Origin of the sequence: Streptomyces sp. NBC_01314 (assembly GCF_041435215.1) — a bacterium.
Lineage (GTDB): Bacteria > Actinomycetota > Actinomycetes > Streptomycetales > Streptomycetaceae > Streptomyces.
In genome coordinates this window covers 4,697,779-4,712,622 of sequence record NZ_CP108394.1, presented here as the reverse complement: position 1 = coordinate 4,712,622, position 14,844 = coordinate 4,697,779, and the positions used below count along the sequence as shown (strand labels likewise).

Here is a 14,844-nt window from a genome sequence, read left to right as displayed (position 1 = left end):
CCCGTTCGCTTACGACTCCGACCGAACAGCGCCTATGAAGGAGAGCCAGGCGGAGCGGTTGATGACCAGTACCGGGCCGTGGGGGTTCTTGCTGTCACGGACGGGGACGAGTCCGGGGATACCGGTGGCGATTTGGATGCAGTCGCCGCCGTTGTCGCCGCTGTGGCTGCTCTTGATCCAGGTCGCCACTTCCAGGCAGTTGCCGCCGTCGTTGCCGCTGTAGCTGCTCTTGATCCAGATCGCCGCGCTCAGGTCGTACCTGTCCATGAGGCTCGTACCCCTCCATCACGTCGCTGATCAGAGCGGCGGACTCGCGGGCTGACGGGATGTCCGCTCTGAGCACATCATAGGTCTGGCTGTCGCGGGCGTAGGCCGCCGGATCATTGTTGAAGTGGCCGCTGTGCTGCGACTCCGAGTAGACCCACCGCTCGCCGGGAAGGTCGATCAGCGACATGGAGACCTTGGGGCGGATGAGTCCGTAGAGATCCGCCGGGACCACCTGGACGCGGATGTTGGGCCGTCGTCCAACGCTGAGCAGATGCGCGCACTGGTCACGCATGACCTCCGGGCTCCCGACCGAGTTGCGCAGGCAGCTCTCGTCCAGGACCGCGACATACAGCGGACCGCCGTCGGCCAGGAAGCGTGGCTGGCGGCTCATCCTGGCCCGGACGCGCTCATCCGCCTCGTCACCGGGCAAGACCTGGGAGAACAGCGCGTGTGCGTAGGCCGGTGTCTGCAACAGGCCCGGGACGACCTGCTCTTGGTACTCCCGCAGCCCGACGGCCACCGCGTCCATCTCCACCCGGCGCTCGAACCAGTCCGGATGTTGGACGGCCGGATACCAATCCACCTTGGCCCAGATCCGGGCCAACACCCCACCCGTGTCCAACACTTCATCGCACCGCTTCGCCAGCTGCTCACTCGGCACCCGTGTGCCCGCCTCGACCTTCGCCACCTGGGAGCGGTCGCACGGGATCTCTCTCGCCAGGGACTCCTGCGTCAGCAGGGCCGCTTCACGGTAGTGGCGCAGCACCTCGCCGAACAGGACCGAACTCCCGGCCCCACCGGCCCCTTCCGCGTTCCGCCTGGTCATGACGTCCCCCTCGCGCTGTCCGTGGCAAAGGCCCAGTGCCACACGTACCGCATTGATTGCGACCGTTCCCCTCGGCGACGCTGTGTACACCCAGAGTGACGAAGCAGGGCTGTGGAGTGCGCGTGGAACCAGAGGGACAGCTTGTCTACGATCCGCGGACGCGGCGCGTGGGGGAGTACCGGGACAAGGTCGGGCCGTACGCGATGTTGCGCCCGGTGGGGGGCGGCTAGGGAGTGGGAGGCGGACCCGGAGACGCTGCGGCCGGCGACTGCGACGGAGCGGATCGGGGCACAGGTGAAAGCGGTCAACCGTCGGTCGAAGAGGAGGGTGTGAAGGTGCGTCAGAGATATGAGAGTGATCTCGGTCGCCCGCCTGTTCCCGTGCCCGGCTGTGCGACGTGCGCCGGGTTGGCCGTACGGCGGGACGAGGCGCGGGCCCGGTACGACGGGAGCGCGGAGACCGACGCGAACGTGTTGCTGCGTCACCATCAGCGACGGGAGCATGCCGGAGGCGCCCGCCCGCGCCGTGTGCTCCGGTACGTGCCGTACGTCATCGCGCAGGACGCGACGGCGGAGCCGGAGTACGAGGCGCGGTGCGTCTCGGGCGACGAGACGGAGTGCGGCGCGGAGTCGGGCATGCGGACTGATCCGGCGGCGGTGGAGGAGTGGCAGCGCGGACACACGCAGGAGACGCGGCACCTGCGCTACCGCCGGAGCTTCGGGGACTACTCGGTGCTGGAGCCGCTGGAGCCGCTGGAGGAGGTGCCTCTGTGACTGGGCGGGCTCGCTCAGGACCGGTCGGGGCCCAGGGCGTCGCGGACGGCGGTCAGGATGGCCTCGGTGTCGGCGCCCAGGGCGCGGGCGGAGGAGGTGAAGTCGCGGGCGAGGGTGGCGAGTTGGACGGCGTACGGGCGGGTCGGGCCGGTGGGGGGCGCCGCCACCCGGGTGCCCGCGCCCCGGCGGGTGCGGATCAGTTCACCGGCTTCCAGTTCGCGGTAGGCGCGGGCGACGGTGCCCGGTGCCAGCCCGAGGTCCGTGGCCAGCTGGCGCACGGTCGGCAGCCGGTCGCCCTCGGCCAGCCGTCCGGTGACGATCAGCGCGGCGAGTTGCGCGCGGATCTGCTCGTACGGCGGTACCTGGCTGGTGGTGTCGACGCGGACGGCGGCCTCACTCATCGTCGGACGACCCCGCTGCCTCGTCGGCGACGGCGCGGGGGGCCACCACGGTGACCAGGGACCAGACGGCGGTGAACAGGTTCAGCAGGGCCAGCGGGTAGAACACCCAGAAGGTGAGCACGCCGAGCGCACCGGCGCAGCCCGTCTCCGTCAGAGCGAGGGAGACCATCAGCACGGCGTACAGCTGCTGGCTCGACACCAGCAGGCCCCAGGCCCCGGTGACCGCCCACGCGCGGTCGCGGCGCTGCTGCTCCTCGCCCGGACCGTGGGCGATGCGGCGCAGGGCCCAGACGCAGGTGGGGGTGGCTATGGCGAGCGCGCCGAACATCGGGAGGGTGTAGTACAGGCCGGGCCAGGGGCCGGTGGTCGCGCGCATCCCGTTGCAGGTGAGGGTGAGGGCCTTCCCCGTACTGAAGATGCGGTCGGGGTCGACGGAGGCTGTGGCGGCCGTGATCACCAGCAGGACTGCGAGGGAGAGCCCCTGGAGGGCGATCAGGGGGCCCATGTGCGGTGGCACATGGTCTCTGACCAGGCGCGGGGCGAGACTTGCGGTGCGGACGGCCTCCTGGGGGCGCAGGGTCAGGGCATCGGCGAGCAGGACGCCGGCCACCGCGCACAGGCCGAAGGCCGTGATGCAGAAGACCACGCGCTGCTCGAACTCGACGTCCCCCAGCGTGGACAGTGCCTGTGCGACCACGAGCCCTATGGCCAGCCCGGACCAGCGGGCGTAGTGGTCGGCGTGGTCGAGGAACCGGTGTTGGAGCGGGGCGGTGTCGAGCATGCGGAGATCCCCCCGGATCATCTTGTATCAAGCAGTAGATACAAGATGCCCCGGCAGGGATCTTGTGTCAAACGCTCGATACAAGGTGATGACGCACGGGGAGACGGCTTCCGGGGCGAGGGGGTTCCCGTGGTGCGACGAAGGAACGGAACGGTCAGTCGACGGTGATCGAGTCCAGTTGCGCCCGCAGGTACACGTGCGAGTCCACCGGTGGGTGCGCCACCCGCCCGACCGGCGCCGGCACGGACTCGACGACCGTGCCCGGGGTGCACTCGCCGAAGTAGACCAGCGACATCAGCTCCTCGGCGGGTTCGTCGGCCGGGGGCGGCAGGACGCGGTGGCGTCCGGAACGCCAGCGGTCGCCGGTCCAACGGGCCATCAGGTCACCGATGTTGATGGTGAAGGCGGCGGGGTCGTACGGGGCGTCCTCCCAGCCGCCCTCGTCCGTGAACACCTGGAGTCCGCCCTTGCCCGCCTGCCGGTCCAGGATCGTGACCGTGCCGAAGTCGGTGTGCGGGCCGATCCGGAACTGGCCCGGCACCGGGTCGCCGATGACCTCCGTGCCCGGATACCAGTTGATGTTGAAACCGTAGGTGGGATGGCTCATGTGCCGGGAGAAGAAGTCCGGTTCCAGACCGAGGGCCTCGCCGAGGAGGGAGAGCAGCAGGTTCTCCAGCTCGCCCATCCGCGCCAGGTACTCCTCGCAGAGCGCCCGCAGCTCCGGCACCTCCGCCGGCCACACGTTCGGCGCGTACCACTCCGCGTTCACGACCGGGTCGTCGAACGGTTCGTGCGTCGCGAACGTCAGCGACTCCTTGAGGTCCGGCGGGGTCTCCGTCCCCTCCGCGTACCCGTTCGCCTCGGCCCCCGGCCCGAGCCAGCCGCGCCCGCCGACCTTCACCTCGTACGCCTGCTTGGCCTCGACGGGCAGTACGAAGAAGGCCCGAGCGGCCTTGCGGATACGCGTCCGGAGGGTCGGATCGACCCCATGGCCGGTGACCAGAAGGAATCCGGCGCTCTGGAGCGCCTCGTCGACGGTACGGGCGATGCCGGCGCGGGCCTCGGGGCCGCCGTCGCGCCAGGGGCGCAGATCGATGGTGGGGATGCGGGGCCTACTCACCGATGTCACCGATGTCCTCGTTCCAGAGAGCCGGGTTGTGCTTGATGAAGTCGCGCATCAGCGACACGCACTCCGGGTCGTCCAGCACCACGATCTCCACGCCGTGTTCGGCGAGCCAGTCGTGCCCGCCGTGGAAGGTGGACGCCTCCCCGATCACGACCCGGGAGATCCCGAACTGCCGTACCAGGCCGGAGCAGTACCAGCACGGCGACAGCGTCGTCACCATCGTCGTACCGCGATACGTCCGCTGCCGCCCCGCCGCGCGGAACGCGGCCGTCTCGGCGTGTGTGGAGGGATCGCCGTCCTGGACGCGGCGGTTGTGGCCGCGCCCCAGGAGGGTGCCGTCCGGGCCGTAGAGGGCGGCGCCGATCGGGATTCCGCCCTCGGCGAGGCCGGCGCGGGCCTCCTCGACGGCGATGGCCAGCCAGGCGCGGGACTGGGCGCCGGTCTGGGGCGGTGACTTCGACTCGTGCATGGGCTCACTCTGCCCCCGAATCGGCGGGCCTACTGACGATGGCCCGAGCGATGGCCCGAGCGATGGCCCGAGTGGTGGCCCGGGCCGGGCCGGTCTGGGACACTCCGGCGCAGAGCCGGGCCAGGGGCGGCAGCCGGCCGGAGGGGCCGTTCGCTCTCGTTCGACCATGGGTCGAACCACGCCTGCGGCCAGGGTGTTCCGCCGACGTATCACCAGGGGTGTGGCTGTGGTCGAGAACCGGGTGGAGCGAGCGCTCCGGACCCAGGCGTCGGCGCTGTTCGCGCCGCGCCCGTGGAACAAAGGGGTTCGCCGGGTCTTCCCGCAGGTGGCGGACACCGTCTACGCGGGGGTGCCGGTCTGGATCTCCAGCACCATGCTGCGCAACTGGCCCGACCCGTACGGCTACTGGCGGCCCGTCGACGCATGGGCCGATGCCCTGATCGCCCTGGTCTACCTCCGGACACCGCAAGCCCGGAAACCGACCATCACACGATCGAGGTAATTCGACCTCGTACGCACTCCTTGGCAAGCAGCTAGCCTCGCCGTTTCGGTTGGGCTGATGAGACGTCGTTGATTGTCAACTGTCAGGTGGGCGAGGCGTTTTCGCTGCTTTGGCATGGTGGAGTCCCGGCGCGGTGGTCGGGTTCTCCAAGGTCTTTCGGGTTGTGGGCGGTCAGGGGTTGCCGGTCAGCCGGCGGGCCGGGGCAGTGCGGCGAGGCGGTGGAAGGCTGTGGCGAGTTCGTTTCTCCAGGGCCAGGTCGCTGATATCCGTAGTCGTGCCCCGGCATGACCGACCACCCCCGAACCATCGGCACTGACATGGATCTTGGGACGTAACCCGATACCCTGCACGTAGAAAGTGCCCTCCGCCTGGACCGACAGAACCCCTCAGCAAGGTTCATCGTCCCAGTTCAGGAAGGCACTTTCGCGTTTCCGCCGCAACAGCCGACGTACCCAAGCGAAACGGCGAGGCTAGCAGCCGCCGCAGTTGTGGAAGGTGACGTCCCAGTGGTTGCTCTCGCGGGCGTAGATGTTGCCGGATCCGGCCTTGTACTGCGCGGCGCCGTCGCCGCGGTCGGCTATCCGGGTGAAGTTGCGGGTGATGTAGTTGGAGACACAGCTTGTCGGGCTGAAGTCCAGCTTGTAGCCGTTCCAGTGACTCTTGGTGCCGCCGGCGGTGCCGCCGGCGTGTCCGATCTCCGTGCCGCCGGTGATGGTCAGCGCGCAGTCGGTGGCGTTCTTCAGTGTGACGGCGCCGAGGGCGCTGTCACGGTTGAGCTGCTCGAATGACGTGCAGTTGGACTGGTTGCGGTTGGAGCAGTTGCCGCTGGACACCCAAGTGATCCCGGCATCGCGGAATCGGGTCGTTGCTTGGGAGTGGCTGATCTTGGTGACTGCGGCGGCGGATACCTGCTGGGTGCCGGTCTCCTGCGCGGTGGCGGTCGCGGGGGTCGTGAGGAGCCCGGCGGCCAGCAGGGCGGTGGTGCCCAGGGCGGCGTAGATCTTACGCTTCATGGCTTTCCTATTCTGTCCGGGGTACGTCGTCAGCAGCTGGGCGATGTCATGATCCGAATCTTGTCCACGGTCCCGATGCTCGCGAGGTTCTCGTTGAGGACGCCCGGGCGGATGCACCGCGTTTGCCCATTGGTGAAGTGCAGCAGCGCGCCGTCGTCGTGGCGGGTGTTCCACACCTTGGTGGCACCCTTGCTGACGCCGAGGGTCTGCCAGGTCGAGGTGAAGTCCTTGTAGGTCCCGGTCGGGAGGAGTCCGTTCTTGAAAAAGCAGACAGCTCGATCGTCGCACTGGTATGCGTCAGCCTGTGCCGCGGGTGCGGAGATCACGGACAACCCGGCGGCCAGCAGTGCGCCGGTGCTGAGCAGGACGGAGATCTTGCGGTTCATGGCATGCCTTTCAGTAAGGGTAATTTCGGGTTTCGCGTGGCGCGGATTCGATTCGATCCCTAACCACTCATCGGGCAACGTCAGCTGTACGAGCACTGGGACGAGTCATGCCGACCCGGTCGATAAGCAAACTTTGCGATCCGGGAAAAGTTCAGAGGCAGTAGCCGACACCGCCGCTGGTCACCCTGATGTATGCACTGCTGACGAAGCCGGTCACGCCGGTCGCTCTGTTTTTGAGGTAATACCACTTCTGCCCGCTGTCGCCGTAGTTGACGTAGTAGTAGCACGTGATGTCGACGCCTTGGCCGCTCTGCCCCTGACCCAAGGAGGTGTATCCGGCGCCGGGGCCGGAGCGGATATTGACACCGTTTCCGGTGAAGTGGCCCAACGCATTCGCGCTGGCCGCCGCTACTGCGGCACTCTTTGCGACGTTGGGCGCGGCCGCTTGGCTCACCGCCGGTGCAGCAATGGTGCAGGCAGCCGCAACGACGGCTATGACTGTGAAACGCCTGATGTTCATCTGACCTGCTTTCGCCCGGGACCGGGCATCGGGGCCTGCCTGAGCCTCTCTGAGAGTTTCTGAGCGAGGCTTGGCTATTCGGGTCATTCATTTCGTCACAGCGAGATCGAAAGCCGAGGTTCTGCCGCGATTCCTGTGCGAACCGGGGTAACTCCTGCGGTACGTGCCGCTGTTCGCCGTGCGGCTGGACGCGTGCCGAGCCGGGCCTCGCAGTTGTGTGTCGCGCCTCGTGAGCCCGTCAGGAGTTGACGTTCCAGTTGAGGGTGCCGCTCCAGTTGACCTTCGTCTCGCTGAGGTCCGCGGCAGCCGCCAGGCAGAAGACCGTGCCGGACCTGAAGTTGGAGCCGATCAGGTGCCGCCGTCCGTCGCCTACCTCCACGTCCGAGCCGTGCACGGAGCGGTTGTCGCACTTGTACCACTTGACCTTCATGGCCACGCCGGGCGTGTTGGTGACCTGGAGGTAGACGTTCGAACCGTTGGCCGTGATCGTCCGCCCGGTCCCGTAGTAGGTGTAGCTCCCGCCGACCTGGCCGGAGACGTTGGTGGAGGAGGCGTAGGCCGGCCCGGCGGCGAGGGCGAGCGCACCGGCCAGGGCGGCTCCGGTGACGAGGACCTTCCGCTTGGTGCCGTGGAGCTTCAGCATGGTCGCGAGACTTCCTGTGGAGGTGGAGTTGGGTCGGCAGACATACGGGTACGAAGCAGCCGGCTGAGAAGGAGCCTGTGGCGGAAGCAGGCGCCATCGGCCCGGCGAGGACCGAGAGGCCCCCGCCGGTACAGGCGGGGTTGGCCGTAAGAGTCCGGCGGCGAGCGGGGCGCCGCTGCCGAGGGTGACCGCGAGGTGGCGTCGGCAGCTGATCAGTAGCCGCCCGTGCACTCAGTGCTGCTTCCCCAGTGAGCGCACGCCTCGGCCGTCACGTCCTTGTCGTTGATCATCACGCTGAAGAAAGTGCCGCCGCCCGAGGGTTCGTTGGTATGTACTTCTTGCCTTCGGGTTGATGTCCGCCTTGAAGCCCTGGTAGTGGCTGTAGTCGCCGTCAGGGTTGGAGTGGCCGACCTTGGTGCCGCCGGTGACGTTGATCGCGCAGCCGCCGGCGCTCTTGAGGGTCTTCAGTCGAGGACGACTGCGGCGGCGATGGACCCGGCGCCGAGGGTGGCGCGGCGCATGTTGATACGCATGATGGTCTCCTTGTCGAGATGAAGCGGGCGGGTGTGGGCCCGCGGGTGTCCACCACGGGGTTGATGACTGGCCGTAGATGAATTTGCGCCAGCTCCGGGAGGCCGATTCGGCCTGCTGCTCCGCCGTTGGTACAGCGGGCTGTCCGGGTTCTGACACCGCGAGGCGGTGCGCTGTCGTGCGTTCACGATTCGGCCTCCTCCCCGTGAGGACGGTGCGGGTGGACCGCGCCGTCTGGTTGCACCACAGAGACTGCTGGTCAGTCCGGATCCGGGCCAGCGAGACCGGCCCCGTTGGGACACCGTGGGACGTCTCACGCGTTGACCTGCTGGGATGTCCGGAGTGATGCGGCATCGCTGGGACGCCAGTCCCTCGCGGGGCCATGGCTGAGGACATCGGTGTGGAGCGTCGGCCTGGCCCTGGAGCCCGCGCGAGGTGTACTAACAGGGCAGGGGGCGGGAGCCCTGGGGGGTCTGATGCGTATTGGGGTGGGGCGTGTCGCGTTGGAAGGAACTGCCGGATTCTCTGGACCAGAGAGTCCGGCAACTCGTGGTGCAGTTGCGGAGATTGAAGGACCGCAGCGGGTTGAGCCTGGACGTGCTCGCGGGCAAGACCGGATACAGCCGCTCGTCGTGGGATCGCTACCTCAACGGGAAGGCGCTGCCGCCGCGGCACGCGGTGGAGGAGCTGGCGCGGGTCGCGGGGGCGGACCCGGTCCGGCTGCTGGTGCTGCATGAGGTGGCCGAGGAAGCGTGGCCGCAGCGGATCGCGTCGTCCTCGTCGGCCGGTGCGGAAGGCGACGGCGGCGAGCAGGGGGCACGGAGCGAGGCGGCTGCCGAGCCTTCCGGTGCGACCGCAGGTTCTACGGCATCGGCGGAGGGGCCCGGCGCCTCGGATGAGGGGCCCGCGGTGTTGGGGGCCGGGCAGCCGCCGGGGGTGCGCCGGCCCGTCGCCCTCGCTGCCGTGGTGGCCGCCGCACTCGTGGGGATGTGCGCCGGAATGCTGATCGCCGCGCCCTGGGGCGATGACGACGGCGGGGGCGACAAGGCGCAGACGGCGCTGGACGGCCCACAGCCGAGCAGCAGTAACACCACCAGTACCGATGCCAATGCCGGTACCAACAGCAACAACACCTCTACCGAGGGGCTGGGCTGGTACGTCTTCAAGCCGGACAAGTCGTACTCCTGCAAGGTCCGCCGGACCGGCGCGGCAGGCGGGAGGCTGGTCGCCGGATACAGCGCCACGCGTACCGCCGTCCTTGCCGGACCGGGCTGGGACGTGGTGGAGGCCCAGTGCCTGCTGGGCTATCGCCAGTTGGAGCCGGGCGTCGTCGACGGGGTCTACGGGCAGCAGACCATCGCGGCCGTGATGCGTCTGCAGAAGAAGGCCGGGCTGCCGGCGGACGGCGTCGTGGGCCCGCACACCTGGCAGGCGCTGCGCGGATGACCGGTTCCGCACCGGAGTGCGTGGCACTGGCCGAGGGGCTCCGCGAAACGAGGGCGCTGACGGGCCTGAGCCTGGCGGCGCTGGCCGAGCGCACGGCGTACAGCAAGTCGTCCTGGGAGCGATATCTCAACGGGAAGAAGCCAGTACCCCGGCAGGCCGTCGAGGCGCTGTGCGCGATGGCGGGGGAGCCCGCCGGGCGGCTGCTCGCGCTGTGGGAACTGGCGGACACCGAGTGGAGCGGGCGTGCCCGGCACACCCGCCCCTCTGCCGAGCCCCCGCCCACGTCCGCGCCTACATCCTTGCCCATGTCCGCCCTGGTGCCCGCAGCTGCTGTGGGCGCGCCGGGCGTCCACCGGAGGGTTCGGCGCCAGGGGCTGTTCATCGCCGGTGTGGGTGTGGTCGCAGTGGCGATGTTGGCGGCGCAGTCTCTGCGGAGCCACAGCGCCGCCGGAAGCCCGGCGTCCCCCGCGCTGGATCCCATCCCCGGATGCCAGGGGAAGGCGTGTGACGGGAAGGATCCCAGCCCGATGGCCTGCGGACTGCCCGGCAGGGTGGACTCGCTCGGTCCGCCGCACCCCACCAGCACCGATGCGAGGGTGGAGATCCGGTACAGCCAGGTGTGCGCTGCCGCGTGGGGCCGGATCTGGCATTCGAAGGTCGGGGACGCGATCGAGGTCTCGGCCCCCGGCGCCCGGTCGCATCGAGTCGTCGTCAGAAACGCCGCGGATACGGGCGTCTACCGTTTCACGCCGATGATCGGCGGCCCGAACCGGACCGACCTACGGCTGTGCTTCATTCCAGCGGGCGGCACGGACCGGGAGTGCTTCGACTCCTGACGGGGTGTTTCTCCCGGCCGAGTGCTGCCCGTGCCGAGCACCGCACCTCCGGCGGCCGACCCCTGCTGATCCCCGCGCAGCCACACCAACTCCGTCGGCCCGTACCCCCGCCTCACCCCGAGGCGGCGGTCCGGGCCGCGGCCGTACTCGCGCTCATCCCGCCCAGACGACCGCCTGCACCTCCCCGTACGCATGCAGCGCGTACGACCCCACATCGCGCCCCACCCCGCTCCGCTTGAACCCCCCCCGAACGGCGCTTCCATATTCCGTCCGACGGTGTTCACGCCCACCCCGCCCGCCCGTAGCCGCCGGGCGACCCGGAACGCGCGGGCCACATCGCCGGACCAGACGTAGTCGATGAGCCCGTACTCGCTGTCGTTGGCCAGCGCGACGCCCTCCTCCTCGTCGTCGAAGGGATGACGGTCACCACCGGACCGAAGATCTCCTCCCGGGCCACCCGCATGTCGTTCGTGCAGTCGGCCAGCAGGGTCGGGGCGACATAGAACCCCCGGTCGTACGGCGGCCGTTCGCCGCCCGCGACGACCACCGCGCCTTCCTTCCGCCCGAGTTCGACGTATCACATCCAAGATCCCTCCAGACAACGCATCGGGCACCGTCTCCCGCAGACCGTCCAACACCGTCACAGGCCATCCCGACGCCCTGGCCGCCGCCGCGACCCGCCCGGCAATCACCGTCTTCCCCGTGCCGGCTCCCCCGCTGATCAGACTCATCGCGCGGTCTGTCCAACCTGGAGATCGCCGACCGGCTCTACATCAGTGAGGCGACCGTGAAGACGCACCTCAACCGCACCATGACCAAGCTGGCGCTGGGCAGCAGGGCGCAGGCGGTCGTGGTCGCGTACGAGACGGGGCTGGTGAAGCCCGGTGGCTGAGGCCGTCCGCGCGGATCAGGGCGGGAGAAGGGTGCCCAGAGGGCCGAGGTCGAGGTTGAGGTCTTCGAGGGTGAGGCCGTAGCGGTCGCAGAGTTCGGTCATGCGGTCGTGGAGGACCATCAGGGTCATGCCGAGGCGTTCTTCCTGGTCCTCGGTGAGGCCGCCCTGGTCGACGCGGTGGAGGGCCTGGCGTTCCATCAGCTGGCGGAGCAGTTCGACGATGGTGAGGACGAGACGGACGAGGTCGCGTTCCACCGTGTCGGGGTCGGTGCGCAGTCGGCGGGCCACGGCTCCGCCCCGACCGGGAGGTGGCGGGGCGACCTCTTCCGGCCGGGCGGGCAGCAGGGAGAACGCGCGGGTCGCGGCTTCGGTGACCTCGCGGAGGCGGTCGGTGTGGGGGCCGCCGTCATACAGGGGGGTCGTCATGGGCGCCGCCTCCTTCCAAGGGCGTCCGCTCGGGTTCCGGGGCCGTGCGCTCCGGCAGGGACAGCGCCCACTGCTCGTCCATCTGTTCGCGGACGGCGACGATCACCGCGCGCAGCGAGACCCGCACCAGGTCGATGTCCGCGACGCTCAGGACGAGGTCCCCGGTGAGGACGACACCGCCGCTCAGCAGTCGGTCGAGCAGGTCGATCAGCGCCACCTGCCGCCCGCTGATCGGGCGGTCGTAGCCGTCGTAGCCGTCGTAGGAGTAGGCGGCGTCGTGGTCGCCGTACGTGCTCATCCTCGGCGAAGCCCTCCTCAGCCCCGGTTCTCGTCAGCCCCGGTTCTCGTCGTCCTCGTCGTTCACCGCCGGTGCCTTGCGCCGCTTGCGCCGCGGTTCCTCCGTACGGCGTTCCTCGCGTGGTGCCGTCTCGCGTGGTGCCGTCTCGCGGGGCCTGCGCTCGGCGGCGCGGGGGCGGTGGCGCTCCGGCGTGTCGGTCGCGGCCGGGGGCAGCTCCGGGGCGGACTCCTCGACGCGTTCGCGCAGCTCCCTCACCTCGGCGCGGAGTCGCTCGTTCTCGTCGGCCAGGGAGCGCCGGCCGTCGTGGCGGGACGCGCGGGAGGAGAGGGCGGGGTCGTGCTCCCACCAGTCGATGCCGATCTCCTTGGCCTTGTCGACCGAGGCCACCAGGAGGCGCAGTTTGATGGTGAGCAGCTCGATGTCGAGCAGGTTGATCTTGATGTCGCCGACGATGACGATGCCCTTGTCGAGGACCCGTTCAAGGATGTCGGCGAGGTTCGCGCTGGAGCCCTGACCGCCGCCGCCGTAGGGGTAGGGGTTGCGCGACGGGGAGGGAACGGGGGAGTCGGACTGGGTCACGGCTCGCTCGACCTCCTCGACCTCGTGCCGGCCCGCTGCCCGTCGTCCTCCAACTCATCCTCATCGCTCTCGGGTTCTTCCTCGTCGTCCTCGTACTCGTCCGCTGCCTCGTCCGCTGCCTCGTCGTCCTCCTCCGGCTCGCCTTCCTCTTCCTCTTCCTCGGGGGCGTAGCCGTCGTCGTCCTCGGCCCGGGGTTCTTCGTCCTCGTCGTACCGGTCCTCCTCGTCGTACCTGTTCTCTTCGTCGTCGTCCGCTTCCTTGCCGACCCGCCCCTCTTCCTCGTCCTCCGCCTCCGGCTCCGGCTCCTGGACCTCTCCGTCGCGGATCTCGCCGCGCCAGCCGCCGGTGGCCTCGCCGCGCATCATGACGAACGTGCGGTAGAGCTTGAGGTCGAGGCGGGCGCGGCGGCCCTGGGCCCGGAACAGGCCGCCCACCTTCTCGAAGAGTCCCTTGGGGAAGTACTCAAGGACGAGCAGCACCTTGGTGAGGTTGTCCCCGAGCGGGTGGAAGGTGACGACGCCCCTGGTGGTGGCCTTGTCGCCCTCGGAGGTCCAGGCGATGCGCTCGTCGGGCACCTGTTCGGTGATGTTGCCGCGCCAGTGACGGTTCGACTTGGCGACCTTGACGTGCCACTGGGTCGTGACCTCGTCCTTCTGATCGACGCCCACCACACCCTTGGCGAACCTTTCGAACTCCTCGAACTGCGTCCACTGGTCGTACGCCTCGCGCACCGGGACACCCACGTCGATGTCCTCGATGATGGTGTGTCCCTTGCCGCTGCCGCCCGAGGGGTCCTTGCCGCCCTTCTTGCCGACGGCGTCCTTCGCCTTCTCGGTGACGTCCTTCGCCTTGCCGGTGACGTCCTTGGCCTTGCCGGTGACGTCCTTGGCCTTGCCGGTCACGTCCTTCGCCCTGTCGGCCAGCGCGTCCTTCGCGTGGGACGCGGTAGCCGTCAGGGTCTCCGCGCTCATGTCGCTCAGCTTGCGCGCCCCCGTGCCCAGCCCGTGGCCCACGTCCTGGAGCATCACCGAGAGGCGGGCCTCGATGTAGTCCTCCAGTTCCTCCTTCAGCCGGCTCGTGCCCGCGTGCCCGTTCCCAGCGGCGTCCGCGTCCGTCCTGCTGAGGGTGCCGGTACCGGCCGAGCCGCCTTTCGCCGTTCTGCCCTCAGCCATCGTCCTGCCTCCTCGACCGTGAGCCACTGCCGCTCTTGGTGCGGCTCGCGGCGGCGCTCTTCTTCGCCGGGCGCGGTGCGCTCTTCCCGGCCGTCGACCTGCCGGGCTGCGTCGACGAGCGTCCGCCGCCGCTCCGGCGCGCCGAGGTTCCCGCCCCGGTCTTCTTGGCCGGCCTCTTCCGGCCCGTCGCGGCCTTCGCGTCCTCGTCGGCGCCTTCTTCCTCGTCTTCCCCGCCCGTCTCCTCGTCCTCCCCGTCCTTCTCCTCGTCTTCTTCGGCCTGGTCGTTCTCCTGGTCCTGGTCCTGGTCCTCGGCATCGGCATCGTCCGGCTCGCCGTTCCCCTCGGCCCGCTCGCGCAGTTCCGCGGTGCGTTCGTGCAGGGTTCCGGCCAGGCTGTCGGCCTTCGATGTCAGTACGGAGGTCGCCGCGGCCTTGCTCGCGTCCGTCAACTCGGTGCGCACCCGCTTGGTGAGGTCGCCGAGGAACGGGGCGTCGAGTGCCTTGCCCAGCTGCCCGGGCCTGACCCGGGATCCGGCCAGGAGGGCGCCGAGGCCAAGGGCGAGCTTGGCCTTCTTCGTCCGCCCCAGCAGATAACCGCCGAGGACGGCCGCGCCGATCGTGGCGTTGTTCATGGCTGTGTCTCCCTCTGCTGGAGCCGGTAGGCGCTGATCTCCTCCAGCCGGTGCAGCAACTCCGCCTCGCGCCGCTCGAACTCCTCCTCGTCGATGTGCCCCTCGCCCCGCGCCTGCTCCAGCTTCACCAGCTCCTCCTGGACGGGACCCGGGTCGTAGTACTCGTCCTCGGCGACCTGCCGCACCTGGTCGATCACCCACCCGACACCCCGCACGGGAGCGAACGGCAAGGTCAGAATGGTCCCCACCAGTCCCACCACGACGCCTCCTCAGGCCGAATCAAGTCGAATCAAGTCGAAGGGAAGGTCCGTACGAACCCGTAGGGC

Annotated in this window: 19 protein-coding genes and 3 pseudogenes; 5 read left to right on the top strand and 17 right to left on the bottom strand. The window is 69.3% G+C overall.

Annotated elements, in window-relative coordinates; all coding sequences use genetic code 11:
• Positions 1-9: 9 nt before the first annotated feature.
• Together OG622_RS20705 and OG622_RS20700 are read right to left on the bottom strand one after the other, a co-directional pair.
• Entirely contained in the window at positions 10-267 is a 258-nt protein-coding gene (locus OG622_RS20705; protein WP_371577980.1) for a DUF397 domain-containing protein, read from the bottom strand.
• A 37-nt stretch (positions 268-304) separates the two neighbouring features.
• A pseudogene (locus tag OG622_RS20700) lies at positions 305-1,093 on the bottom strand (Scr1 family TA system antitoxin-like transcriptional regulator); the annotation flags it as partial.
• 335 nt (positions 1,094-1,428) lie between these two features.
• Between OG622_RS20700 and OG622_RS20695 the strand changes: the two are divergent.
• The gene (locus OG622_RS20695) at positions 1,429-1,866 is read left to right on the top strand and encodes a hypothetical protein (protein ID WP_371577978.1); all 438 of its coding nucleotides are present in this window, start codon (positions 1,429-1,431) and stop codon (positions 1,864-1,866) included.
• Between the two features lie 14 nt (positions 1,867-1,880).
• Here OG622_RS20695 and OG622_RS20690 read toward each other — a convergent pair whose 3' ends face one another.
• The 4 genes from OG622_RS20690 to OG622_RS20675 all read right to left on the bottom strand — a co-directional run bounded on the left by OG622_RS20690 (position 1,881) and on the right by OG622_RS20675 (position 4,643).
• Complete coding sequence (locus tag OG622_RS20690) at positions 1,881-2,267, bottom strand: GntR family transcriptional regulator (RefSeq protein ID WP_371577976.1); 387 nt, start codon at positions 2,265-2,267, stop codon at positions 1,881-1,883.
• A complete protein-coding gene (locus tag OG622_RS20685) occupies positions 2,260-3,048 on the bottom strand; it encodes a hypothetical protein (RefSeq protein ID WP_371577975.1) in 789 nt (262 codons plus the stop codon). The genes OG622_RS20690 and OG622_RS20685 overlap by 8 nt, the downstream gene beginning before the upstream one ends.
• 154 nt (positions 3,049-3,202) lie before the next feature.
• On the bottom strand, positions 3,203-4,177 hold the full coding sequence (locus OG622_RS20680) for an isopenicillin N synthase family dioxygenase (protein ID WP_371577974.1): 975 nt from the start codon (positions 4,175-4,177) through the stop codon (positions 3,203-3,205).
• Positions 4,161-4,643 carry a nucleoside deaminase gene (locus tag OG622_RS20675; protein ID WP_371577972.1) on the bottom strand — a complete coding sequence of 161 codons (483 nt, stop codon included), beginning with the start codon at positions 4,641-4,643 and terminating at the stop codon, positions 4,161-4,163. Before OG622_RS20675 ends, OG622_RS20680 begins: the two co-directional genes overlap by 17 nt.
• Before the next feature lie 220 nt (positions 4,644-4,863).
• On the opposite strand from OG622_RS20675, the gene OG622_RS20670 reads away from it, so the two are divergent.
• Positions 4,864-5,145 (top strand): hypothetical protein, encoded by a 282-nt coding sequence (locus OG622_RS20670; RefSeq protein WP_371577970.1) that lies wholly within the window; start codon positions 4,864-4,866, stop codon positions 5,143-5,145.
• Positions 5,146-5,615: 470 nt separating this feature from the next.
• Here the strand turns inward: OG622_RS20670 and OG622_RS20665 are convergent, their stop codons facing one another.
• From OG622_RS20665 to OG622_RS20650, 4 genes are all read right to left on the bottom strand, one after another.
• Positions 5,616-6,158, bottom strand: a complete 543-nt coding sequence (locus OG622_RS20665; protein WP_371577969.1) for a hypothetical protein — start codon at positions 6,156-6,158, stop codon at positions 5,616-5,618.
• A 29-nt stretch (positions 6,159-6,187) separates the two neighbouring features.
• The gene (locus tag OG622_RS20660) at positions 6,188-6,544 is read right to left on the bottom strand and encodes a hypothetical protein (protein ID WP_371577967.1); all 357 of its coding nucleotides are present in this window, start codon (positions 6,542-6,544) and stop codon (positions 6,188-6,190) included.
• Between the two features lie 151 nt (positions 6,545-6,695).
• A complete protein-coding gene (locus tag OG622_RS20655; protein WP_371577966.1) occupies positions 6,696-7,064 on the bottom strand; it encodes an SH3 domain-containing protein in 369 nt (122 codons plus the stop codon).
• Between the two features lie 238 nt (positions 7,065-7,302).
• A complete protein-coding gene (locus OG622_RS20650) occupies positions 7,303-7,707 on the bottom strand; it encodes a hypothetical protein (RefSeq protein ID WP_371577964.1) in 405 nt (134 codons plus the stop codon).
• A gap of 1,116 nt (positions 7,708-8,823) precedes the next feature.
• Between OG622_RS20650 and OG622_RS20645 the strand changes: the two genes are divergently transcribed.
• Both OG622_RS20645 and OG622_RS20640 read left to right on the top strand, forming a co-directional pair.
• On the top strand, positions 8,824-9,684 hold the full coding sequence (locus OG622_RS20645; RefSeq protein ID WP_371577962.1) for a peptidoglycan-binding protein: 861 nt from the start codon (positions 8,824-8,826) through the stop codon (positions 9,682-9,684).
• Entirely contained in the window at positions 9,681-10,520 is an 840-nt protein-coding gene (locus tag OG622_RS20640; RefSeq protein ID WP_371577960.1) for a helix-turn-helix domain-containing protein, read from the top strand. Before OG622_RS20645 ends, OG622_RS20640 begins: the two co-directional genes overlap by 4 nt.
• 153 nt (positions 10,521-10,673) lie before the next feature.
• Here OG622_RS20640 and OG622_RS20635 read toward each other — a convergent pair.
• Positions 10,674-11,097: pseudogene (locus tag OG622_RS20635) on the bottom strand (aldehyde dehydrogenase family protein); the annotation flags it as partial.
• 153 nt (positions 11,098-11,250) lie between these two features.
• Between OG622_RS20635 and OG622_RS20630 the strand changes: the two are divergent.
• Positions 11,251-11,412: pseudogene (locus tag OG622_RS20630) on the top strand (response regulator transcription factor); the annotation flags it as partial.
• Between the two features lie 15 nt (positions 11,413-11,427).
• Here OG622_RS20630 and OG622_RS20625 read toward each other — a convergent pair.
• The 6 genes from OG622_RS20625 to OG622_RS20600 are packed head-to-tail and all read right to left on the bottom strand — an operon-like array spanning position 11,428 to position 14,778.
• Positions 11,428-11,838 (bottom strand): gas vesicle protein K, encoded by a 411-nt coding sequence (locus OG622_RS20625; RefSeq protein ID WP_371577959.1) that lies wholly within the window; start codon positions 11,836-11,838, stop codon positions 11,428-11,430.
• Entirely contained in the window at positions 11,819-12,136 is a 318-nt protein-coding gene (locus tag OG622_RS20620) for a gas vesicle protein (protein WP_371577957.1), read from the bottom strand. The genes OG622_RS20625 and OG622_RS20620 overlap by 20 nt, the downstream gene beginning before the upstream one ends.
• 33 nt (positions 12,137-12,169) lie before the next feature.
• Positions 12,170-12,715, bottom strand: coding sequence for a gas vesicle protein GvpJ (gvpJ, locus tag OG622_RS20615; RefSeq protein WP_371577955.1), 546 nt, complete (start codon positions 12,713-12,715; stop codon positions 12,170-12,172).
• On the bottom strand, positions 12,712-13,887 hold the full coding sequence (locus tag OG622_RS20610) for an SRPBCC family protein (protein ID WP_371577954.1): 1,176 nt from the start codon (positions 13,885-13,887) through the stop codon (positions 12,712-12,714). The genes gvpJ and OG622_RS20610 overlap by 4 nt, the downstream gene beginning before the upstream one ends.
• On the bottom strand, positions 13,880-14,518 hold the full coding sequence (locus tag OG622_RS20605; protein WP_371577952.1) for an ABC transporter substrate-binding protein: 639 nt from the start codon (positions 14,516-14,518) through the stop codon (positions 13,880-13,882). The genes OG622_RS20610 and OG622_RS20605 overlap by 8 nt, the downstream gene beginning before the upstream one ends.
• The gene (locus OG622_RS20600) at positions 14,515-14,778 is read right to left on the bottom strand and encodes a gas vesicle protein GvpG (protein WP_371577950.1); all 264 of its coding nucleotides are present in this window, start codon (positions 14,776-14,778) and stop codon (positions 14,515-14,517) included. The genes OG622_RS20605 and OG622_RS20600 overlap by 4 nt, the downstream gene beginning before the upstream one ends.
• Between the last annotated feature and the right edge of the window lie 66 nt (positions 14,779-14,844).